Here is a 22,836-nt window from a genome sequence, read left to right on the forward strand (position 1 = left end):
CAGCGTATTTTTCAGCGTCGGCGTCTGTGTGCCGACGCGACCTCCGACTCCTTCAAGGATTGATTCATGCTCAAGGGACTGATGCGCCTGGCGCCATATGCCGCGGCGCTATTCACACTGATTTCCACTGCACATGCCGAAGATGGCCGGCGCGTATTTACCGGTACGCTGGGTAAAACGCCGATTGTCGTGGAGCTTAATACCACACAGCCGGATGAAGTGACTGGGCGGTATTTCTACGAGAAATATCATCGCGATTTGCCTCTCAGCGGCGCATTGCAGGACAGCACACTGACCTTGACCGAGGGCAACAATCGTTACGGCGACGACAAGCCGCTGCCAACGCTGAAACTGGAAGAGGCCGGCGACGGCTGGCAAGGCGAGTGGCAAAGTCCGAAGGGCAAGAAACTGTCAGTGCAACTCACCGAGGCCAAAACTCCAACGCCAACCGCTAACACACTGCCAATCATCGCCGCGCTGCCGAGCGGCGAGTTGTACGAATACTTGCGAGTGCAGGGGCTCAAACTCAAAGCGACAAAGAAAGAGACCTTCATGGGCTACACCCTGCAATGGTGGACGGAGCCCGACTCGAAAATTGCCCTGTTCAGTGTGGAATCCGGTTTGCCGAAAGATGATCTGCAGCGGGTCAATCAGCAATTGCTGGGGCGGCTTTGGCTTGAAGTCATCCGTTATCACAGTTGCCAATTGAGTGGCGGAGAGAACGTCGATTTCATGCAACAGGCAGAACCGAAAATGATCTCGCCAGCCGTGGTCAGCCTGAATATCTCGACCAGCTATTACTGCGGCGGCGCGCATCCGGATTTCGGTGATTCACCGCTCAACATTGATGTGAAAACCGGCCACCCATTGTCACTCGAAGATGTCTTTTGGGTAGGTAAGGGCACGCCGATTTTGCATGCCGAGCGCGACAGCCTGGGCGACAAACCGCTGAGCAAGGACGAAAGTAACGCGCGCTATCAGTACGTAAGCAAAGAGTTGGTACCTTGGGTAATCACGCAATTCTCCGCCCTATACCCCACAGAAATGAAGAAACCGACGGGAGATGACGACTGCAACTTCCAGGATGAGAGCATCTGGGGCACTTCACCTTGGTACTTCACCGAGAAGGGCTTGTACCTCGGCGCCTACTTCGCGCGCGTGCAACGCTCTTGCGACAGGCCCGACTGGTCGATCCTGCCGTACTCGCTGATCAAACAACACCCCGGCGCCGTCAAACTGCAACTGCCCCAAGGCTAACCGTCACTCCAGACCCGGCGCTTCACGAATAATGAAGTGATCCAGGTTCTCGATATTGGCATTGAAGACCTCGAAAGGCTTTTCGGGGTTCTTCTTGCCGGGCACCTGCTTCAACTCCGGCGTCACCCCATAAAAGAAACAGAACAACGCCTTGTCGCTATCCACCGCATGCTTGATCTCTTCCAGAAACGCCTTGCGCTTGCGGTAGTTGTCGATCAGCTTCTTGTTCAGATAAACACTGACCGGATACGGCTTCTTCTTGCTGTCTTCGGGCTTCTTGAACCAGACCTTGTCCTCGAAATCGATACGAAAACTGGCACTGTGGAAGTCCTCAATCTTCTTGATCCGCCCCCAGTAAATCAGCCCCTTGTTGTCCGTCAGATACTCGATCTTCTTGAAGAACGAACTGTACGGCGCCGAATGCTCGCCGACCTTCAACGGCATGCGCTTAAGCAACTCCTTGTCCGCGAAGTTGGAAACAAAACACTCCACCGGATGCGCAAACACACTGGTCTTGTCCGGCGTAGTCTCACGACTCGCCGACTCTTTACCACTGTCCGCCGCCGCCCGCACCGGATCATCGCGCAACACATCCGCCGCCCCCGCTGGCGCGACAGGCTTGCGCACATACTCACGCCGGGTCAGCAACAACTCCGATGGGAAGTGTTCCTCACGACCGTCATCCACCTCGCCATCCGCCGTCTCAACGCCAGACGCTGAAGCCTTCAGACTCACATACGGACAACCCGCCACATGCTGCGTAGTGGGCAGATTCTTGAAGTGCGGCGTGCGCACGTAATTCACGTTTTTGGCGTTGAACGTGCCCAACTCGTTCGACGCATCGAACGCCGAACGACAGGCATCATTGGGGCACTGGAAGTGTTCCTTCGCAGAGTCAAACGCCACCGTCTCATCGAAATTGAGATCGCGAACGTCATAGATCGACAACTTGTCGTCGAGGCTGAGGCAGTAGGCGAGATCGAATTTCATGGTGGGGCTCGGATCCTTGAGTGGGGGTGGGGTATTAATAGCGGGAGGCGTGTGGTGGTGCACCTACTAATTCTTTTTTTGGTGCAGTGATGTGGTCATTTTCTAGGCTCCGCCAACTCATTTTAAGAGCGAGACGTGGAACACATGTCTCACCGAAAGGCTGAAACGTTGGCTTGAGTCAGTTGTGAGAGTCTTCCGTAAGTCGTGTAGGACTTTTCTCTAGATTTGGTAATCTCTAGCCTCTGATAAGAGGATGAGTGGATGCCAGCCGTAATTGCTGAGAATGATTTGTCAAAATGGGCCGATCAAACTGGGGTTCTCTACCACTTCCCGAAGCGGTACAAGGAAATCCTTATTCAGGGAACAGAGGTTCTCTACTACAAAGGAAAACTGAAAAATAAGGCTTTTGCAGCGTTACGTTTGAGTTCTGCGCCTCATTATTTTGGTTTAGCCCGGATAGGAAGGGTGTATGCAGACAAGAACAGTAAGCGAGGAGACCTGTTTGCCTCTATTGAGGATTTTCGTCAGTTTGAGTCGGCAATCCCAATAAAGCTTGAGGGGGAGTACCTTGAGCAAATTCCCTCAAATCTAAGGAACAATTACTGGCGTAACGGTGTTCGGTCCATTGATCAAACTGTGTTCGACCGGATCTCATCCAATGCTGTGCTGACTCCATCGCAGGCAGATGACTTCAGCCAGGCTGACGGTACGGAGGATTTTGAAACCGTAATCGTTGGTACTGAAGGTAAAAAATCTACTTATTACGGTGTGAGATACGAGCGCTGTCCCAAGCTTAGACGTCAGGCTATCGCTATTCATGGCCTTCTATGCAAAGCATGTGATTTTGACTTTGAGAAAGCCTATGGGGTGCACGCGAAGGGCTTTATTCATGTACATCACGTGAAACCCATTTCCGAATTTGAAGAGGAACAGGTTGTCGATCCAGTGACTGACCTTATTCCTCTCTGTGCAAACTGCCATGCAATTGTTCATAGAAAGCCTCAGCAATTACTGAGTGTTGAGCAATTGAAAGGGCTTCTCAATGGTCGTTGGGTTTTCGATGATTTGACCTAAGCGAGTGCATGGATAACTGCAACGTATTTACGACCCGCCGCCACCAAGGATTAGCTTCGATCGTTCGTTGTCGCGGCTGATCATTTAATAGGTGCGGCATATCCCGAAGCCGAATCCAGCCCTCATCCTGCCAATGCAGCAAACTCAAAGACATCTCCGGCCAATCCAACAAACTCAACATTGGCCGATTCGAATCTCCTGAATCTGTAGCATCCCGCAAGGTTGGCACGACCTCGTTGGTCAACCACTCACGCAACAACCGATTCCCCGGAACGTAGTGATACACCAACAGCGCGTACACCCCAGACTCACTGAGCATCAGATGCTGTTCTGGTTCTCGAAAATACTCAATCCACACGACGCGGCGCTGATCGCTATCCAGCTTGTTGACCACCCGATCATTCAGATGAAACCCCATCAAACGGCCGACGTCGCGGGCGGAGAACCAAGGCTGGTTTTCTATTAGAAGGGCATGCAGAGAAAGATTGTGGCGAGAGAAGACGGTTACCGAGCATGGATCAGACATATCTATGACCTCTACGTTTTAGATTTTGAGAGGGCCTGACCCCAACGTAGAGCGGACTTAAGAAATCCCAACGAGCAGAGCAGTTACCACCGACGAATTACACGTCTGTGTCACTGACCAAGCTTTCTACGTTGGGCGTTTCTTAGGCACCTGCGATAGAGCTTAGTAGTGCTCGCAGCACGCTTCAATGGGAAGCGACTGTAAGTGCTGTAGGAGATTGAACGCTGTGGCGTAGGCGTAAAAAGGTTCACCTATCGCCCATAAAAAAGCCCCGATCAGTTCGGGGCTTTTTGCTTTCTCGACTCGCCGACTCAAACCGCAATCGTCAAATCGTGCCGAGCGAGACTATTAGTCCCAGCTCAACGCACCACCAGTTTGGTATTCGATCACGCGAGTCTCAAAGAAATTCTTCTCTTTCTTCAAGTCCATAATCTCGCTCATCCAAGGGAACGGGTTAGTCGTCCCTGGATATTCCTCTTTCAAACCGATCTGCGACAAACGACGGTTAGCGATGAACTTCAGATAGTCCTCCATCATCGCCGCGTTCATGCCCAGTACGCCGCGAGGCATGGTGTCGCGTGCGTATTCGATCTCCAATTGCGTACCCTGCAGAATCATCTGGGTCGCTTCTTCCTTCATTTCGGCATCCCACAGGTGCGGGTTTTCGATTTTGATCTGGTTGATCACGTCGATGCCGAAGTTCAGGTGCATGGATTCGTCGCGCAGGATGTATTGGAACTGCTCGGCGACGCCGGTCATTTTGTTGCGGCGGCCCATGGAGAGGATCTGGGTGAAACCGCAATAGAAGAAGATGCCTTCCAGAACGCAGTAGTAGGCGATCAGGTTGCGCAGCAACTCTTTGTCGGTGTCCGGGGTGCCGGTTTCGAACTTCGGATCGGAGATCGAACGGGTGTACTTCAGGCCCCAGGCTGCCTTTTTAGCGACCGATGGGATCTCGTGGTACATGTTGAAGATCTCGCCTTCATCCATGGCCAGCGATTCGATGCAGTACTGGTAGGCGTGGGTGTGGATTGCCTCTTCGAAAGCCTGGCGCAGGATGTACTGGCGGCATTCCGGGTTGGTGATCAGGCGGTACACGGCCAGTACCAGGTTGTTGGCAACCAGGGAGTCGGCGGTGGAGAAGAAGCCGAGGTTGCGCATGACGATGCGGCGCTCGTCGTCGGTCAGGCCTTCCGGGTTTTTCCAGAGGGCGATGTCGGCGGTCATGTTGACTTCTTGCGGCATCCAGTGGTTTGCGCAACCGTCCAGGTACTTCTGCCAGGCCCAGTCGTACTTGAAAGGTACGAGTTGGTTGAGGTCGGCGCGGCAGTTGATCATGCGCTTTTCGTCAACGGCGACACGGGCGGAGGCGCCTTCGAGTTCGGCGAGGCCTTCGGCGACGTCGAGGGAGTTCAGTGCAGCCTTGGCGCGGGCCACGGCGGCCGAGTCGTCGGCGGTCACGGCGCGGGCTTCGAGCGCAGCGGCGCCGCCGGCGTTGTCGAGGCGGTCCATGTTGGCTTCGCTAGCGTGGCCGGCGTTGGCGCCTTTCACTGCTGCTACTTCACTGTCTTCTTTGTCGAATTCGTCCCAGCTCAGCATGACGTGTCGTCTCCTGCGTGAGGGCTTGTGCCCGTGTGAAACCTGATGGGTTGGTTTTTCACACGGCCAAACAAGCCGCGTTGGATGTCGTTTTTTGCAGCGATGCACGCAGGCAAATAAACAGAAATTTTGACGGGTTCCGAGAGCCTCTGATGGGCGCAATCAGCGTTGAACGCTGCTGCGGGGCTTCAGAATGGCTTTTGCTCCCTGTAAGGGAATATTGCTGACCCGTATGGGGCGGCATTATAGGGAAAAAAACACGGCTGTGCTGAGGCGAATCCGCGCATGGAGCGGTCGAGGAGGGTGGTTTTTCGACGAGAGTGAGGGTTTACAGGGCTTTGCCGGGGATAGATTTTTTTTCGTAAAAATCTCGCCATTGTGAATTTGCTCAAAAAACGAACAAAAAAACCGGTTTTTCACTACATCTAGTGTTTTGCAAGCATTTTTGCCGGCTTCAAACACAACTGAGCCCGACCGAAGTCGGGCTGGAATCGACCCTCAATGAAGCGCTGGGAGGTCCAATTCGGTGCAGTCTCAATCATCAATTGGTGCAGCCGTTACCCATGACGCTGTAACGCAAGATGTGACGCTGACCTTTGGAGTCGTCGTATTCCATTTTGGCCGGAACCACTTCGCAGACATTCGGAACTTCGCTCAAGGAGACAACTTTGGCGATATCCAGGTGAGTGGAGTAAGTGTATTCCTCGATAACCGGTTGTTGCTGCGCGACATCAGTCGGAACCTCATCTGCCATGGCGGTTGCGCACAGACTGCTGAGGGCCAGAACCAATAAAGCTTTCATTTCTAATTCACCTTTTTGAGGTCGAGTGGGGTCACGCAACCTTTTTAGGGTTGCGTGTGGAGCTTGAGTATTTGATGCGTTACTTGGAGAGCTGGATTAACGGCCTTCGTGGGGGCTGTAACGTTGTTAATCGCGTTTGCCTTGTTGGCGAGGTGAATTTTAGGGAGAAGGGGCGGGGGTAAACAGAGCGGGTTTTGATAAACACCTTTGGCAGATTTGGTAACAATCCCTTGAGATGGAGATTGATAACCGGGTGTTTTGTCTGTGGGACCGAGTTGTCTGAATCGCTTGCAGGCAAGCTCCCACAGGGGTTGTGGGGTGTCTAAATGAGCGGCGCGGGGCCTGGCTGCGGGGTAGGTGGAGGATTTGTAGGGGCTTGTTACTACCATCGTCGAATGGTTCTATGGCCCCCGCCCCGTTACAACAGGGTCATACAAAAACAACTATTACACCGAGGTAGGAAAGATGAGTGCGGCTTCTCTGTATCCCGTTCGTCCCGAGGTTCTGGCTAATACGCTGACTGACGAGGCGACCTACAAAGCCATGTACCAGCAGTCGGTCGTCAACCCGGACGGCTTCTGGCGCGAGCAAGCCCAGCGTCTGGACTGGATTAAGCCTTTCACCACGGTGAAACAGACGTCGTTCGACGATCACCATGTCGACATCAAGTGGTTTGCCGACGGCACCCTGAACGTTTCCTACAACTGCCTCGACCGTCATCTGGCCGAGCGCGGCGATCAAGTCGCGATCATCTGGGAAGGCGACGATCCTTCCGAGAGCCGCAACATCACCTACCGCGAACTGCACGAACAAGTGTGCAAACTGGCCAACGCCCTGCGGGGTCAGGACGTGCACCGCGGCGATGTGGTGACCATTTATATGCCGATGATTCCCGAAGCCGTGGTCGCCATGCTGGCCTGCACCCGGATCGGCGCGATTCACTCGGTGGTGTTCGGCGGTTTCTCGCCGGAAGCCCTGGCCGGTCGCATCATCGACTGCAAATCGAAAGTGGTGATCACCGCTGACGAAGGCATTCGCGCCGGCAAGAAGATTTCCCTCAAGGCCAACGTCGATGACGCGCTGACCAACCCGGAGACCAGCAGCATCCAGAAAGTCATCGTGTGCAAGCGCACTGGTGGCGACATCAAGTGGAACCAGCATCGCGACATCTGGTACGAAGACCTGATGAAAGTGGCGGGCACCGTCTGCGCGCCGAAAGAAATGGGCGCCGAAGAAGCGCTGTTCATCCTTTATACCTCCGGTTCGACCGGCAAGCCGAAGGGCGTGCAGCACACCACTGGCGGTTATCTGCTGTACGCGGCAATGACCCACGAGCGCGTGTTCGACTACCGCCCGGGCGAAGTTTACTGGTGCACCGCCGATGTCGGCTGGGTCACTGGCCACAGCTACATCGTCTACGGCCCGCTGGCCAATGGCGCGACCACGCTGTTGTTCGAAGGCGTGCCGAACTACCCGGATATCACCCGGGTGGCGAAGATCGTCGACAAGCACAAGGTCAATATCCTCTACACCGCACCAACCGCGATCCGCGCGATGATGGCCTCGGGTCAGGCCGCTGTTGAAGGCGCGGATGGCAGCAGTCTGCGCCTGCTCGGTTCGGTCGGCGAGCCGATCAACCCGGAAGCCTGGGACTGGTACTACAAGAATGTCGGCAAGTCGCGTTGCCCGATCGTCGATACCTGGTGGCAGACCGAAACCGGCGGCAACATGATGAGTCCGTTACCGGGTGCTCACGCGCTGAAACCAGGTTCGGCGGCGCGTCCTTTCTTCGGCGTGGTGCCAGCGCTGGTCGACAACCTCGGTAACATTATCGAGGGCGAGGCCGAGGGCAATCTGGTGATTCTTGATTCGTGGCCAGGTCAGGCGCGCACGCTGTACGGCGATCACGATCGTTTCGTCGATACCTACTTCAAGACCTTCCGTGGCATGTACTTCACCGGTGACGGCGCGCGTCGTGATGCCGATGGTTACTACTGGATCACCGGGCGTGTCGACGACGTGCTCAACGTGTCCGGCCACCGCATGGGTACGGCCGAGATCGAGAGCGCGATGGTTGCGCATCCGAAAGTCGCTGAGGCGGCGGTGGTGGGTGTGCCGCACGACATCAAGGGGCAGGGCATCTATGTCTATGTGACCTTGAAGAATGGCGAAGAGCCGACCGAGCAGTTGCGTCTGGAACTGAAGAACTGGGTGCGCAAGGAGATCGGGCCGATTGCTTCGCCGGACGTGATCCAGTGGGCGCCGGGGTTGCCGAAGACGCGTTCGGGCAAGATCATGCGCCGCATTCTGCGCAAGATTGCCACGGCGGAATACGATGGCTTGGGCGATATCTCGACCCTGGCGGATCCGGGGGTGGTGCAGCATTTGATAGATACGCACAAGACGATGAATGTGGCTTAAGCGTTAGAAGCATAGGAGCCCTGTCCGGTTTTGCCGGGCGGGGCTTTTTTGTGTCCGGAGGTTTTGTGGTGACTGGGCTGGCCTCTTCGCGAGCAAGCTCGCTCCCACAGTTTGACCGAGTACCTTCAGACGAAATGCAGATCCCTGTGGGAGCGAGCTTGCTCGCGAAAGCAATTTGTCAGTCGCCGGTGTAGTCCCTCGTCGGAACCCAGATCCACCCAACCAATAATTATCGATCTCCCCCGTAAGACATTTCCCGCTGTTACCCGCCGCCTTTCACGTAACCGAATGTGTAACCGCCCGCTCCGGAGCGGGGCGAAGGGAAACGCATTGCCCCGTTTTAGAGCCTCTAAATCCCCAGTGAAAAATAAGACACAACGCTGCGCTTGCCGGATTAGAAGGGTTTGCGAATAATAGGCCCGCAATTTGCAACATGGATCGGTTCACTGTCTTTCGCTCTTGCATGAAATTGCAAGGCTGTCAATGCGTTCAAGTCGCTTTCTCTGTGCATCTGTAATTAGTTGTCGCATTGAAGAAATATCGACTTCGGGCCTGTCGTTAGAATGCCGATCACTCGCTCATCGTGGCTGACGTTGAAACCTGCGACGGTTTCAATGGGAAACTTCCCGCCGATGCAGCAACCGATTTCCCGATTCACCCATTCGCATATTGGGCTGTCGCTCACTCTGCCGTTTTTGCCCTTTACCGATGGAGTCCCAAGATGAAGAAACTTGTGCTGCTTGGCGCCCTGGCACTGTCCGTGCTGTCGCTGAATGCCTTCGCTGACGAAAAACCTCTGAAGATCGGTATCGAAGCGGCTTACCCTCCGTTCGCTTCCAAAGCACCGGATGGCAGCATCGTCGGTTTCGACTACGACATCGGCAACGCCCTGTGCGAGCAGATGCAGGTCAAGTGTGTGTGGGTCGAGCAAGAGTTCGACGGTCTGATCCCAGCACTGAAAGTGCGCAAGATCGACGCGATCCTGTCGTCCATGTCGATCACTGAAGACCGCAAGAAGTCTGTCGACTTCACCAACAAGTACTACAACACCCCGGCACGTCTGGTCATGAAGGCCGGTACCCAGGTCAGCGAAGGCCTGGCTGAGCTGAAGGGCAAGAACATCGGCGTACAACGCGGTTCGATCCACGAGCGTTTCGCCCGCGAAGTCCTGGCCCCACTGGGTGCCGAGATCAAGCCGTACGGCTCGCAGAACGAAATCTACCTCGACGTGGCTGCCGGTCGCCTCGACGGTACCGTGGCTGACGCCACCCTGCTGCAAGATGGCTTCCTGAACACCGATTCGGGCAAAGGCTTTGCTTTCGTTGGCCCGCAGTTCACCGACGTCAAATACTTCGGCGACGGCGTAGGCATCGCAGTGCGCAAGGGCGACGCACTGAAAGACAAGATCAACGCTGCCATCGCGGCCATCCGCGAAAACGGCAAATACAAGGCAATCCAGGACAAGTACTTCGCCTTCGATATCTACGGCAAGTAACTCGTCTCTGCGACAAGTCGGAAATGGCGCAAGCAACAGGATCTCTGCGGTTTGCGCCATTTTTTCATCCCAACTTTCGAGGACCTGAATCATGTTGAAAGGCTACGGGGCTGTCATCCTCGATGGCGCATGGCTGACGCTTCAGCTCGCCTTGTCGTCCATGGCTCTGGCCATCGTTCTCGGGCTGATCGGTGTCGCGTTGCGCCTGTCGCCGGTGCGCTGGCTGGCCTGGCTGGGCGATCTGTATTCCACGGTGATCCGCGGGATTCCCGATCTGGTGCTGATCCTGCTGATCTTCTACGGCGGTCAGGACTTGCTCAACCGCGTCGCACCGATGCTCGGCTATGACGACTACATCGACCTGAACCCATTGGCCGCCGGTATCGGCACCCTCGGTTTCATCTTCGGTGCGTACCTGTCGGAGACCTTCCGTGGTGCGTTCATGGCGATCCCCAAAGGTCAGGCCGAAGCGGGCATGGCGTACGGCATGAGCAGTTTTCAGGTGTTCTTCCGGGTGATGGTGCCGCAGATGATTCGTCTGGCGATTCCGGGCTTCACCAACAACTGGCTGGTACTGACCAAGGCGACCGCGCTGATTTCCGTGGTCGGTCTGCAAGACATGATGTTCAAGGCCAAGCAGGCGGCAGATGCCACGCGTGAGCCTTTCACCTTCTTCCTCGCAGTGGCGGCGATGTACCTGGTGATCACCAGTGTTTCGTTGCTGATCCTGCGTCAACTTGAGAAGCGCTACTCGGTAGGCGTAAGGGCGGCTGATCTATGATCTTCGACTACAACGTCATTTGGGAGGCCTTGCCGCTGTACTTCGGCGGGCTGGTGACCACCCTCAAACTGCTCGCGCTGTCGCTGTTTTTCGGTCTGCTCGCGGCCCTGCCACTGGGGCTGATGCGCGTCTCGAAGAACCCGGTCGTCAACGGCGCCGCGTGGCTGTACACCTACGTGATCCGTGGCACGCCGATGCTGGTGCAGCTGTTTCTGATCTACTACGGTCTGGCGCAGTTCGAAGCGGTACGCGAAAGCTTCTTGTGGCCGTGGCTGTCCAGCGCAACGTTCTGTGCGTGCCTGGCCTTTGCGGTCAACACCAGCGCCTACACCGCGGAAATTATCGCCGGCAGCCTCAAGGCCACGCCGAACGGTGAGATCGAAGCGGCCAAGGCCATGGGTATGTCGCGCTTCAAACTGTACAAGCGCATCCTGCTGCCATCGGCCCTGCGCCGGGCACTGCCGCAGTACAGCAACGAAGTGATCATGATGCTGCAGACCACCAGTCTGGCCTCCATCGTGACGCTGATCGACATCACCGGTGCGGCGCGCACGGTCAACGCGCAGTTCTATCTGCCGTTCGAGGCGTACATTACCGCTGGCGTGTTCTACCTGTGCCTGACCTTCATTCTGGTCAAACTGTTCAAACTGGCCGAGCGTCGCTGGTTGAGCTACCTGGCCCCGCGGAAGCACTGATATGGAATGCATCGACCACGTATTGCCGTGGAGCCACCTGGGCAGCGAGCGCAAGATTTCCGTTTTCCGCTTCGGTCATGGCGAGCGCAAGGCCTACATTCAGGCCAGCCTGCACGCTGATGAATTGCCGGGCATGCGCACCGCCTGGGAGCTGAAAAAGCGCCTCGGCGAACTCGAAGCCAAAGGCTTGCTCAACGGTGTCATCGAGCTGGTGCCAGTCGCCAACCCGTTGGGGCTTGGGCAGTTGCTGCAAGGCAATCACCAGGGCCGTTTCGAGGCCGGTAGCGGCAAGAATTTCAACCGTGATTTCGTCGAGCTGAGCGCGCCGGTTGCGGCCGCATTGGCCGAGCGTCTCGGGGATGATCCGCACGCCAATGTGCGTCTGATTCGTCAGGCCATGGCTGATCATCTCGCGGCATTGCCGGAGCCGAGCAGCCAGTTGCAAGGCATGCAGCGCGTGTTGCTCAGCCATGCCTGCACCGCTGATGTGGTGCTTGATCTGCACTGCGATGCCGAAGCCGCGCTGCACATGTATGCGCTGCCACAGCACTGGCCGCAGTGGCGTTCGCTGGCTGCGCATTTGAATGTGAAGGTGGGTTTGCTGGCGGAAGATTCCGGTGGCAGCTCATTTGATGAGGCTTGCTCGCTGCCGTGGCTGCGACTGTCGCGGCAGTTCCCTGATGCGCAGATTCCGTTGGCGTGCCTGGCCACGACAATCGAACTGGGCGGTCAGGCCGATACCGGTCGCGCCGAAGCCTGCGCGTATGCTGAAGGCATTCTCGCGTTCCTCGCCGAGCAAGGCCTGATCACCGGCGAGTGGCCGAGCCCGGCACACGAAGCCTGTGAAGGCATGCCGTTCGAAGGCACCGAGTTGCTGTTCGCGCCGCATCCGGGCGTGGTGAGTTTTCTGCGCAAGCCCGGCGAATGGGTCGAGGCGGGCGACGAGATTTTTGAAGTAATTGATCCTCTGTCCGATCGGGTCAGCACGGTGTGTGCTGGTACCTCCGGGGTGCTGTTTGCCATTGAACGGCTGCGTTATGCCCAACCCGGTTTCTGGCTGGCCAAGGTGGCGGGGCGCGAAGCGTTGCGTCACGGGCGCTTGCTCAACGACTGACTGACTGTTTTTGTGAGAACCGACCGCATGTACAAACTTGAAGTCCAAGACCTGCATAAACGCTATGGCAGTCACGAAGTGCTCAAGGGCGTGTCCCTGAAAGCTGCAGCCGGCGATGTGATCAGCATCATCGGCTCCAGTGGCTCCGGCAAAAGTACTTTCCTGCGCTGCATCAACCTGCTCGAGCAGCCGCACGCGGGCAAGATTCTGCTCAACAACGAAGAGCTGAAACTGGTGGCGAACAAGGACGGCGCGCTGAAAGCCGCTGATCCGAAGCAGCTGCAACGCATGCGTTCGCGCCTGTCGATGGTGTTCCAGCATTTCAACCTGTGGTCGCACATGACCGCTATTGAAAACATCATGGAAGCGCCGGTTCACGTACTGGGCGTACCCAAGTACGAAGCCCGCGAAAAAGCCGAGTACTACCTGAACAAGGTCGGTGTGGCCCATCGTAAAGACGCGTTCCCTGGGCACATGTCCGGTGGCGAGCAGCAGCGTGTGGCAATTGCCCGTGCGTTGGCGATGGAACCGGAAGTGATGCTGTTCGACGAGCCGACCTCAGCTCTCGACCCGGAATTGGTAGGCGACGTACTGAAGGTCATGCAAGCACTGGCTCAGGAAGGTCGCACCATGGTCGTGGTCACGCACGAAATGGGTTTCGCCCGTGAAGTGTCGAACCAGTTGGTGTTCCTGCACAAAGGTGTGGTGGAAGAGAGCGGCAACCCGCGCGAAGTGCTGGTCAATCCGCAATCGGAACGTTTGCAACAATTCCTTTCGGGCAGCCTCAAGTAATCGCTGCCGTTATGCACCAAATCAGGTCATGCTTCGCGACCTAGAGATTGGCGCGGATCCCTGTGGGAGCGAGCTTGCTCGCGAAAGCGGCATATCAGTCGACATCATTGCTGTCTGATCCGACGCCTTCGCGAGCAAGCTCGCTCCCACAATGGATCTCTGTCAGCCTCATGATTTGTGTTCATTTACGGGCTAGCATTGGCCCTTATCTTCATCACTGTTCTTCGTTTCGGATCGCCCGCCCATGACTGCCCATCGAATTGGTTTCCTGATTTGGCCCAGCACTAAGCCGTTGACGCTGGCGCTGGCGGAGGAAGCCTTGCGTGTTGCTCAACGGGTGCACCCGGAGGTGGTTTACGAACTGTCGTTCCTGCAGGCCGAAGCCGTAACAGCGGCTGCGGTCGAAGGTGCCTGGCAGTTGCCCGGCGAAAGCTGGACCGGAAAGCTCGAAAATTTCCAGAAACTGTTTCTGCTCGCTGATGAACCACCGACCACGTTGGCGCCGGCACTCAGCAGTGCGCTCAAGCAATTGGTACGTGCCGGTACGATCATTGGCGGTCTGTCTGCCGGGGTATATCCGTTGGCGCAACTCGGTTTGCTCGACGGTTATCGCGCCGCCGTGCACTGGCGCTGGCAGGACGATTTCGCCGAGCGCTTCCCGAAAGTCATCGCCACCAGCCACCTGTTCGACTGGGATCGCGATCGCCTGACGGCGTGCGGCGGCATGTCCGTGCTTGATCTGCTGCTGGCGGTATTGGCCCGTGATCACGGTGCGGAACTGGCCGGCGCCGTTTCGGAAGAACTGGTCGTTGAACGCATCCGCGAAGGTGGCGAGCGTCAGCGCATCCCGTTGCAGAACCGTCTCGGTTCCAGTCATCCGAAGCTCACCCAAGCGGTGTTGCTGATGGAGGCCAACATCGAAGAACCGCTGACCACCGACGAAATCGCCCAGCATGTGTGCGTGTCTCGCCGGCAGTTGGAACGGATCTTCAAGCAATACCTCAACCGTGTGCCGAGCCAGTACTACCTGGAGCTGCGTCTGAACAAGGCCCGGCAGATGTTGATGCAGACCAGCAAGTCGATCATCCAGATCGGCCTCTCCTGTGGCTTCTCTTCGGGGCCGCATTTCTCCAGCGCCTATCGCAACTTCTTCGGAGCCACGCCGCGGGAAGATCGCAACCAGCGGCGCAGCAGCAGCCCTTTCGAATTGTCGTCAGTGCCGGCAGAGCGTAGCTAAACGCGACCTGTCAGGCGGACGATTCCGAGAGTCCGTTTGATGTGGATGAGTGGCCGTTGTCAGAGGAAACGTCCGAGCCGGAAAAGTCGATGATTTCCTGCTGCAGTCGTTGCTTCTCGGCCAGTGCGTTTGCGTTCGCCAGTCGCTGCGCCTCCACATATTGCAGGCTTTCTTCAGAGAGCGGATTGCCGCTGAAATTGAAGCTCGTCATCTTGGCGCTCGAGAAGTTGGCGGGCAACTCAATGATGGCGTTGTTGGACAGGTCGGCATACTCCAGGTAAGGACGGTCGAGCAATCCTGCTGGAACTGCGTTGAGCCCCGTGCCGCTCAGGTCCAGCCAGACCAATGCCGTCATCTGACTGAGATCCGGTGTGACGGTTAACCGATTGTTCTTCAGGCTCAGCCTGATGAGGGTGTTCATCCGGCTCAGGGCCTGAACTGTTTCCTCTGTGAGTGCGATACCACATTCCTGCAGGCTGAGCTCGGCCAAATGCTCCATTTCCAGGATCACCTCGGGAATAGTCCCCAGTTGATACCCTTGGATATACAGTTTTTTCACATTGCGAAAACGATTGAGAAATTGGCCGATACGCGGGGCAATGTCGGTTTCACAACTCAGGTTCACTCTGGAAATATGCCCGAAGTCAGCCGACACAACTGGCAGTTCACCGGTGATGGGAATGCTGGATGAGAACTTGAACTCTGAAGAGTCGTCGTGGGTAACCCGCCGCCAGCAATCTTCCAGACTTGCCTTGAATGCCGTCCGGTTGGCCGTTTCCAGCTGTAGCGCATCGCCGGCCAGCGGCAGCTGAGTGACCGGATCGACGGGTACTGTATTTACCCACGATTCAAGATCGTGGGACATCGTGGCGATTTCGCTCTGGCGGCGCACCAGTTCAAGGCGTCCTTCGGCGAGTGTTCCCGGCAGGCTGTAGACGATGTCGTTCAAGCGCGCGCCATCCAGGCGAGGATAAAGTGTCTGCGCCAGTTCGATATCCTCGTATTCGACCGGAACACTGAAATCGCTTCCGGTGTTTCGACGGTAGACTTTTATCCGGTCGCGAGCGGCTTCTGACAACGGATTGCCGCTCAAATCGAAGCCGTCACTGATTCTTGCGGCTACCCGGAACAGTGCTTCGGGAAGCTCGATGATGTTGTTTTCGCTGAGCATCGCCATGGTGAGTCGAGGGCGTTCCGCGAGTCCGATGGGGAACTGGTCGATGGCAGTGCTGGCGAGGTCGATGACGCTGAGTTCTGGCAGCTGGGAAAGGTCCGGGACCCGGCCCAGGGGATTGTCATACAGGTCCAGCGATCGCAGGTTGCTCAGGGAAGACAGGCGCGTCTGCGCGGGTTCGTCGAAAACGATGTCACAGCGACTCAGCACCAGCGCTTTGAGGCCGGGCATGGTGGCGACAGCTTCAGGGAACCTGCCCAGGGCGAAGTCGCGTACTTCAAGTGCCTTCAATCCGGTAAAGCACCGCAGGAAACCTTCAGCGGAGGTTAACCCCTTGTGGCCTGTCAGGGAGAGCTGAACGACGTGGTTGAAGTCAGCCGTCAGCGCTGGCAACTCACCAAAAAAAGTCAGTTCGGCAATAAAGCTGCTGGAGCTGGGCTGTGACTTGGGGTGAAACCGTTTACGCCAGAACTGCTCGACCTTCCGGCTGAACGCTTGCCTGTCCAGGCTCTGTGTTGCGCGATCCGTAATGTCTATGATCTGGCCATCGGGGGTACGCACAGGGATGCGCTGCACCCACGTTTCGAGGTCGCTGAGCATTGTGCCGATCTCCGCTTCCCAGTTCGCCAATTGCGCGGTGCCATCGGCCAGCGTCCCTGGCAAACGATAAACCACGTGCGCGGCGTCCTCGACATTCAGCGCTGGAAACAACTGCTGTGTCCTGCTGATGTCGGTCGGATCCGGCAGAATGCCGAAGTTGCGCCCGCGTTGCGTGTAATAAACCTTGATGCGTTCCCTTGCGGCCAGGGACAGAGGATTGGCGGACAGGTTGGTCGCATCGGCGAGATAAAGGTCAAGATCGAAAAAAGCTTCGGGCAGCTCAGTGATCGTGTTGTTGTCGAGCTGCGCGTGGCGCAGGCTCGGATGCGTGCCGATACCGTCCGGCACTGCGGTAATGCCGCTGCCAGACAGACGAAGGTCATTGAGCGACGGCATGTTTGTGATATCCGGAGTCAGCGTCAGAGGGTTACTGCTCAGATCCAGCAACTCAAGTTCAGACAGTGATTCAAGCACGGACTGGCCGTTGTTGGTGAGTGTCAGATTGCAGTTGGCCATCGTGACTTCCTTGAGTTCCGGCAAACGTGTCAGGGATGCAGGTATTTCGCCCAGGGAGAAGTCGTGGAGTTGCAGAATCTGCAGAGTGGGGAACCGCTCAAGGAATTGCCCGGTTGCGCTGATCGCGGGGTTGCCGCGCAGTACCAGCCGTGCGACATGACTGAAGTCCGCTGTCAGCGTGGGCATATCACCCTGGAACGTCAGATTCGCCTCGAAGGCGTCCTCGCGCATGCCGGAGGTGCTTGAGCGGCTGCGCCAGAACTCTTCGACACGCTGGGCAAAGTCTCGTCGGGTGGTGCGGTTGATGTGTTGTTCGGCGACACTGATCGCTTCGCCTGTTACGGGGTGTTGGGTTGGCACTTGAATCACCCAGGCGGTGAGATCCGCCTGCAATGTAGCGAGTTCGACCTGCCAGGTGCGGAGGCGGATCCGCGCCTCTGCAAGCGTTCCAGGCAAGTCATAGATGATTTGGCTGGCCTCGAACTTGTCCAGGGACGGGAACAGCGTTTGCGCCAGCGCGACGTCTAGAGGGGCGGCCAGGACATCGAAGTCTTGTCCGGTTTTGCGGTAATGGATTTTTATCTGTTCGCGAGTCGCGAGTGATAGCGGGTTATTGGCAAAGTCGATGCCGTCGGTGCGATCGGCGGGCAGTTCAAACAAGGCTTCGGGCAGTTCGGTGAAGCGGTTGCCGCTCAATACCCTGATGCTCAGATTGGCATGATCGGCCAGCCCTGCGGGAACCTGCGTCAGACCGGTATTGGACAGATCGATATGGGTCAGTTCGGGCAGCTGAGTGACGTCGGGGAACGTGCCCAGCGGGTTATCACTCAAATCGAGCATTTTCAATTGCGGCATCGAAACCAGCTTTGCCTGGTTTTCCGGTGTCATCACGACACCGCAATGTTTCAGTTGCAGTGTCTCCAGCTCGGGCAGGTCGATCGCTGTCAGCGAGGCCGGGTCGAAGTCGAAATAACTCAGCTCCAGTGATGTCAGTTGCTCAAAGCCTCGCAGGAACGGAAGTACCCCGGTTACCCCTTTGTTGCCATGGAGTGTCAGGCGGCCCACATGATTGAAATCGGTATCGAGCACCGGCATGTCGCCCACGAAGTCCAGGGTCAGCTCCAGCTGGCTGTTCCTGATGTGGGGCGGGAATGGTGATCGGTCACGCCAGAAATTGACCAGTTTCTGGCTGAATTCCAGCCTGGCCAGGCGTTCGCTGTTTCGCTCCCCGACAGTCAAAGGTTCCTGGGTAGCGGGAGAGCGGTGAGGCACTTGGTTGCACCAATTCGCGAGACCGTTGCGTAACCGCCCAAGCTCTGCTTCCCATGCCTGGAGTCTGGCGCGGCCCTCAACCAGTGTTCCGGGCAGTTGATAAATCAGCTCCACTGCGCGATTAGCGTCGACCGCAGGAAACAGCCGTCTGGTCAGTTGTATTTCAGCCTGGTCGGGCAGCACGCCGAAGTACTTTCGGGTCAAGCGATAGTACAGCTTCACCTGCTCCCGGCTGGCCGCGGACAGCGGGTTGTTGCCGAAGCGGTATCCGTCACTGAGTGTGGTGGCGAGGCTGAAAAATTCGTCGGGGATTTCAGTGATCTGGTTCCCCGCGAACCGGCCGGTGACCAGGCGTGGATGTTCAAGCATGCCAGCCGGCACCGTCGAAATGCCTGTGTTGTCGAGGTTGAGATAGCCCAATGTGGGCATCGAGTGAACATCGAGCGGCTCACCGAGCGGGTTGTTTGAAAGATCCAGCACGGAGATGCGGGGCAGGGACGCAAGTGTCGCCCGGTTCGCCGGTGACAGGGAGATGCCGCAGTCATTCATGACCAGTCGCTGCAGACTTGGCATCGAGGTCAGGGCTGGCGGCAGGTTCGGCAGGTGAAGGTTGCGCACGTTCAGGGACAGCACTCCCGGGAATTGCCGTAAAAACGGTTCAAGACCACGGGTGCTGGCGCTGCCCTTCAAGATCAGCGACCTGACATGACTGAAGTCGCCACTCAGGATCGGTAGATCGCCCATGATCGGATCCTCGATCTGCAGCAGATATCCGGCCGGTTCACGTGTTTCCCGGCGCCAGCAGCGCTCGATTGCTTCTGTGAAGGCCCGGCGGCTTTGTTGTGCCGCGCGCCGTTGCGTCTCTGTCAGCGGGATTGCGCTCTGCGGGTCGTTCGCTGGAATACGGGTTTCCCACTCACGCAGGCTGTCGCGCAGTTGCGTGAATTCGTTTCTCAAGCGGGTGAGTTCATTGGCAATGTCTCTCGGGTTCTCCCCAAACCTGGCGGCGAAGGCTCGCGCGTCCTCTTCGTTGTAACCGCGATAGATCAGGCGGATCCCATCCTGAAGCCGATCCCCCCTCAGGTGCGGCGGCGTAGCGACGTCTACCACGGGAGATGGTCCCTCGTAACTCTCCTGTCCGCGCAGACGCAGGGTGTCCACTGCCGGCTGACGTATGGATTGCGGTGCTATCGCCACGCGAAAATCGCTGCGATCGAACGGCCGTGCGCGGATGGCGGCCTTGAGTTTTTCTGTCTGACCGATATGGATATCCATGGCCTGACGCTCTGTGTCCGGCAGGGCATGGAGGATGCTGGAGTAGATGTCGGTGGCCACATGCAACTCTTGCCCGCGATCATCGAAGGGCTGATAAGTACCCTCGTGTTTGCGCACCAGTACCTTTCGTTCCGGCGCATCAACGCGCCCGGTGCTGTCGATCACGTTACCCTCGAAAGAACCCTCGCGGATTTCCAGGCGGACCTCGCCGCTCCAGCCAGGCAAGTTTCGCAGGCTGTGCAGAATCAGGGTATCGGTGTCCGGATTGTTCACCGAATCGAGTTCCAGACCTTCGAAAGCGCGGGTGACGCGAACTTCTTCGCTGGCCACCTGCATCAGTGCCTGCTGTCGCTCGGGCAATTGGCCTTCGCTGATTTGCAGCAACTCATCACTGCGGGTGGTATTGAGCAGTTCCTCGGTGACACGCGATGGCAGGGGCGGTTCGAACTGTGCAAGGGTGGTGTGCAATGGGTCGTCGACGTTCTCGCTGGTTCTGTAACGTGATTCGAACAGATCGCCGCGTTGGGCGTTGGCCAATTGCAGCAGTTGTTTGCGCAACTCACCGGTGCGGATGTCCAGCGGCAGGTTCGGGCCACCGAACGGTTCGCCGAGCAAGGCTTTGGCCTCCTCCTCGCTCATGACTTGCAGCAGTGGTGTGAGTACATCATTGTCGATCAGGCTGTTCTGTCGCAGATCGGTCACCGGCAAGGCTTCGTCACTCGACGATTGCCAGATCACTTCTCCCTGTCCATCCAGCAACCGCAAGCGTTTGCCGGCCGGCCAGCGGCCGTGTTCCGTAAGCAGTTGCAGTTGAGTCTGCGCATCGGCGCGACGGTATTGTTCGGGCTGGTCGCTGGCCATTTGGTCGATGAATACTTGCAGATCCTGATCGATTTTGAAGCGGGTGATGGTGTCGGCCAGCAGGGGCGGCAGGGTTTCCTGATCGGCGTGCATTTTGCGCAGCGCGTCTTCACTGCAGCCGCTGACCTGCAGAATGCGTTCACGACGCTCTGGGGTGAAGGCTTGCATTTCATGGCCGATGCGGCGCAACGCGGTGGCTTTGTCCCATTCCAGCGGTTGCTCGAGTTCGGTGTGCCAGGCGCCGTCGCCGTTGTGGCGCACCACAGGTTGGTAAGCCTCGGGTCGGGTCGGGTGTTCGATGCGGTAGCGACCAGGGGTTGCCGACTCGCTGACGGCGAAGTGCGCGTCTTCCAGGGGAAGAATCTGTTTGCCCTGATGGTCGTGCAGACCCGATGGGGAGGGTTTGGAGTCGGCGGGCGGCAGGGATTTCTGCTGATAGCGGGTCAGATCCTGATCCCAGTAGCGGGTCTTGCCGTTCGCCAGCTTCACCGGTTTGAAGCGCTCGATGAACGCGATGACTTCCTTGGGCAGCACTTTACGAAACTCGCCCACGGCAATCGAACCGCCGACGGCAAACAATCCCAGTTGAATCGCCGAGTCCATCAACCCGACCAGATGCTTGAACGCTTCGGTGAGTTGGCCTTGCGCCCAGTCGACGATGCCTTCGAACACTTCGTCGAGAAACTGATAACCCATGTAGGCCATCATCAGCTCTCCCAGCCCGGGCACGAACGGCGCGATGATGAACGCGGCGGTCTGCAAAATGGCCGAGGCGATTCCGACGAAGGAATCCCACAGCGCCCAGCGGGCTTTCGAGTCGACCGTGGCGGTGGGCACCGCGATGACCTTGCCATCATTGAGGATCTTGTTGAGTTTTTTCTGGTACTGGTGCTGCCACAAATCACCCGGGATCACCGTGGCGGCCACTTGCAGGTCCGGCTGTTCGAACGGCTCATCTCGCCAGACCGGGTCCGGGCTGCCGGCCACCGGTGTATGCCACGTCACTTCGCTCAGGCGACTGTTCAGGCTGGAGAAGAAAAAGCCGCGATGTTCGTGGTTGACGAAACGGCTGAAAAACTTCTGATAGTCCTTCGAGCGCAACTGACGGGTCAGCTCCTTTTCCAGCTCCGCCGAAGAGGCGTACTCCTTGATCGGATGCTCCGGGTCGTCCGGAACGTAAGCCACCACCCGCGCCAGCGTGCGCGCTTCATCGGCTTGCGGGGCAAACACCAGAATGCCGGTGAGCGGTGCGCCCATCATCGTCAGCTCCTGACTCTGCAAGTGCTGGCGCTTGACGCGCAGATGTTGCACGCCATCGATCAGGGCCTGGATCGTGCGAAAGTAACCGCCGCTGATATCGCCGTTCAAGCGAGCAAATTGCAGGGCTGCCTTGAGCGCAGCTTTTTGGCTTTTGTCGACATTTTTGCGCAGGGCCGCGCCTTTTTCGGCATTGCTGATGCCGAGGTGATCTTCCAGATAGCTCTGGTACTGCGCGCCGATGTCCAGCTCCCGGCACATTTTAGTGAAGGCCGGAATGCTCAGTTTTTGCTTGAGCCAGGGCAGGGTTTCGAACTGTACGGGGGGCGAGGGTTGAGTGTCGGGCTGCACGGTTATCGCGCGCCGAGCGTCCGATTGCCCCGGAGGAATGGACTGCACAATGTACGTTGAAGCGGCGTTATAGGCATCGTCCTTCGTCTCTTTTTCCTCGAAGTTATGCAGCGCCGCCTCCAGCAGCGACACGGTCCAGGCGCGCGCTCCGGTCTTGATGCCGAACAGCGGCGTGGTGGCCGGGACATACAGACGCAACAGGGTTTTCTTTACGTCCAGCTCCAGATCGAAGCGGGCCTTGATCTCGGCCTTGAGCAGCGGTTCGGCAAAGGCGTTGATGTCGCGGAATTGCTCCAGTTGCCGGTCCACGTCGTTTTGTGCGGACCAGTGGCTGGTATTGAGTGTCTTGAGGGTTTGATGCTCTGTAGCTGAAAGCGCCTGGAGCCGAAGGGGCATCGTTGGCGGAGTATTTTTCAATGCCTCGCGCCTGGTTGATGAGGCGTGGCCGAGCCATGTGGGGAGGCTGGCTTGCAGGTGCAGATAATGAGTGTCGGGTTGTTTCCCGTAAGGCGTGTCGATTGTGACGGCAGTCGAATGTACGGTCGATGGCATTGGGCCAATCCTTGGCGTTGAGAAAGTACCCAGCAAATCAGAACCATGGAGCGACCGTGCGGTACATATATATACCTGTGAAGCATCGTTGAGTTGATATCCTCCCGGACCTGCCGCAAATCGACAGCGACGTTTAAACTGCGCCTTTGCGACGCTATATGTCGCATTGCCGTAAACCCGGGAAAATCCGGGGTT

14 protein-coding genes are annotated in these 22,836 nt (G+C 57.3%); 9 read left to right on the plus strand and 5 right to left on the minus strand.

Features of this window, described 5'->3' with window-relative positions; all coding sequences use genetic code 11:
* The first annotated feature begins 66 nt into the window (after positions 1-66).
* Positions 67-1,257: a hypothetical protein gene (locus tag ACM6IV_RS00790; protein WP_414868340.1), complete on the plus strand. Its 1,191-nt coding sequence runs from the start codon at positions 67-69 to the stop codon at positions 1,255-1,257.
* A 3-nt stretch (positions 1,258-1,260) separates the two neighbouring features.
* On the opposite strand, the gene ACM6IV_RS00795 is transcribed toward ACM6IV_RS00790, so the two are convergent.
* The gene (locus tag ACM6IV_RS00795) at positions 1,261-2,247 is read right to left on the minus strand and encodes a hypothetical protein (protein ID WP_414868341.1); all 987 of its coding nucleotides are present in this window, start codon (positions 2,245-2,247) and stop codon (positions 1,261-1,263) included.
* Positions 2,248-2,508: 261 nt separating this feature from the next.
* Here ACM6IV_RS00795 and ACM6IV_RS00800 point away from each other — a divergent pair, with 261 nt between their 5' ends.
* Entirely contained in the window at positions 2,509-3,321 is an 813-nt protein-coding gene (locus ACM6IV_RS00800; RefSeq protein WP_414868342.1) for an HNH endonuclease, read from the plus strand.
* On the opposite strand, the gene ACM6IV_RS00805 is transcribed toward ACM6IV_RS00800, so the two are convergent.
* From ACM6IV_RS00805 to ACM6IV_RS00815, 3 genes are all read right to left on the minus strand, one after another.
* Positions 3,287-3,847 carry a Bro-N domain-containing protein gene (locus ACM6IV_RS00805; RefSeq protein ID WP_414868343.1) on the minus strand — a complete coding sequence of 187 codons (561 nt, stop codon included), beginning with the start codon at positions 3,845-3,847 and terminating at the stop codon, positions 3,287-3,289. The two genes, ACM6IV_RS00800 and ACM6IV_RS00805, sit on opposite strands and share 35 nt — an antisense overlap.
* A 348-nt stretch (positions 3,848-4,195) precedes the next feature.
* Positions 4,196-5,446 carry a ribonucleotide-diphosphate reductase subunit beta gene (locus tag ACM6IV_RS00810; protein WP_095126160.1) on the minus strand — a complete coding sequence of 417 codons (1,251 nt, stop codon included), beginning with the start codon at positions 5,444-5,446 and terminating at the stop codon, positions 4,196-4,198.
* Between the two features lie 541 nt (positions 5,447-5,987).
* Positions 5,988-6,248: a DUF2790 domain-containing protein gene (locus ACM6IV_RS00815; protein WP_414868344.1), complete on the minus strand. Its 261-nt coding sequence runs from the start codon at positions 6,246-6,248 to the stop codon at positions 5,988-5,990.
* A gap of 465 nt (positions 6,249-6,713) precedes the next feature.
* On the opposite strand from ACM6IV_RS00815, the gene acs reads away from it, so the two are divergent.
* The 7 genes from acs to argR all read left to right on the plus strand — a co-directional run bounded on the left by acs (position 6,714) and on the right by argR (position 14,783).
* Positions 6,714-8,669, plus strand: coding sequence for an acetate--CoA ligase (acs, locus tag ACM6IV_RS00820; RefSeq protein WP_034153332.1), 1,956 nt, complete (start codon positions 6,714-6,716; stop codon positions 8,667-8,669).
* A 721-nt stretch (positions 8,670-9,390) separates the two neighbouring features.
* Entirely contained in the window at positions 9,391-10,164 is a 774-nt protein-coding gene (locus tag ACM6IV_RS00825) for an ABC transporter substrate-binding protein (RefSeq protein WP_414868345.1), read from the plus strand.
* Between the two features lie 91 nt (positions 10,165-10,255).
* Positions 10,256-10,945 (plus strand): ABC transporter permease, encoded by a 690-nt coding sequence (locus ACM6IV_RS00830; protein WP_007912702.1) that lies wholly within the window; start codon positions 10,256-10,258, stop codon positions 10,943-10,945.
* Positions 10,942-11,640 carry an ABC transporter permease gene (locus ACM6IV_RS00835; RefSeq protein ID WP_414868346.1) on the plus strand — a complete coding sequence of 233 codons (699 nt, stop codon included), beginning with the start codon at positions 10,942-10,944 and terminating at the stop codon, positions 11,638-11,640. The genes ACM6IV_RS00830 and ACM6IV_RS00835 overlap by 4 nt, the downstream gene beginning before the upstream one ends.
* A 1-nt stretch (position 11,641) precedes the next feature.
* The gene (locus ACM6IV_RS00840) at positions 11,642-12,754 is read left to right on the plus strand and encodes a M14 family metallopeptidase (RefSeq protein WP_414868347.1); all 1,113 of its coding nucleotides are present in this window, start codon (positions 11,642-11,644) and stop codon (positions 12,752-12,754) included.
* Positions 12,755-12,781: 27 nt separating this feature from the next.
* Positions 12,782-13,546 (plus strand): ABC transporter ATP-binding protein, encoded by a 765-nt coding sequence (locus ACM6IV_RS00845; protein WP_007912705.1) that lies wholly within the window; start codon positions 12,782-12,784, stop codon positions 13,544-13,546.
* Positions 13,547-13,790: 244 nt separating this feature from the next.
* Positions 13,791-14,783 carry a transcriptional regulator ArgR gene (argR, locus tag ACM6IV_RS00850; RefSeq protein WP_414868348.1) on the plus strand — a complete coding sequence of 331 codons (993 nt, stop codon included), beginning with the start codon at positions 13,791-13,793 and terminating at the stop codon, positions 14,781-14,783.
* A 10-nt stretch (positions 14,784-14,793) separates the two neighbouring features.
* Here argR and ACM6IV_RS00855 read toward each other — a convergent pair whose 3' ends face one another.
* Positions 14,794-22,398: a dermonecrotic toxin domain-containing protein gene (locus ACM6IV_RS00855; protein ID WP_414868349.1), complete on the minus strand. Its 7,605-nt coding sequence runs from the start codon at positions 22,396-22,398 to the stop codon at positions 14,794-14,796.
* Positions 22,399-22,836 lie beyond the last annotated feature (438 nt).

The sequence above is a fragment of the Pseudomonas sp. IT-347P genome (genome assembly GCF_949768005.1).
In the GTDB taxonomy this organism is placed as follows: Bacteria; Pseudomonadota; Gammaproteobacteria; order Pseudomonadales; family Pseudomonadaceae; genus Aquipseudomonas.

Bases quoted from the DNA above. Each gene is read 5' to 3' on its own strand.
- ACM6IV_RS00790 (WP_414868340.1), top strand. From the start codon at position 67: ATGCTCAAGGGACTGATGCGCCTGGCGCCATATGCCGCGGCGCTATTC.
- ACM6IV_RS00795 (WP_414868341.1), bottom strand. From the start codon at position 2,247: ATGAAATTCGATCTCGCCTACTGCCTCAGCCTCGACGACAAGTTGTCG.
- ACM6IV_RS00800 (WP_414868342.1), top strand. From the start codon at position 2,509: ATGCCAGCCGTAATTGCTGAGAATGATTTGTCAAAATGGGCCGATCAA.
- ACM6IV_RS00805 (WP_414868343.1), bottom strand. From the start codon at position 3,847: ATGTCTGATCCATGCTCGGTAACCGTCTTCTCTCGCCACAATCTTTCT.
- ACM6IV_RS00810 (WP_095126160.1), bottom strand. From the start codon at position 5,446: ATGCTGAGCTGGGACGAATTCGACAAAGAAGACAGTGAAGTAGCAGCA.
- ACM6IV_RS00815 (WP_414868344.1), bottom strand. From the start codon at position 6,248: ATGAAAGCTTTATTGGTTCTGGCCCTCAGCAGTCTGTGCGCAACCGCC.
- acs (WP_034153332.1), top strand. From the start codon at position 6,714: ATGAGTGCGGCTTCTCTGTATCCCGTTCGTCCCGAGGTTCTGGCTAAT.
- ACM6IV_RS00825 (WP_414868345.1), top strand. From the start codon at position 9,391: ATGAAGAAACTTGTGCTGCTTGGCGCCCTGGCACTGTCCGTGCTGTCG.
- ACM6IV_RS00830 (WP_007912702.1), top strand. From the start codon at position 10,256: ATGTTGAAAGGCTACGGGGCTGTCATCCTCGATGGCGCATGGCTGACG.
- ACM6IV_RS00835 (WP_414868346.1), top strand. From the start codon at position 10,942: ATGATCTTCGACTACAACGTCATTTGGGAGGCCTTGCCGCTGTACTTC.
- ACM6IV_RS00840 (WP_414868347.1), top strand. From the start codon at position 11,642: ATGGAATGCATCGACCACGTATTGCCGTGGAGCCACCTGGGCAGCGAG.
- ACM6IV_RS00845 (WP_007912705.1), top strand. From the start codon at position 12,782: ATGTACAAACTTGAAGTCCAAGACCTGCATAAACGCTATGGCAGTCAC.
- argR (WP_414868348.1), top strand. From the start codon at position 13,791: ATGACTGCCCATCGAATTGGTTTCCTGATTTGGCCCAGCACTAAGCCG.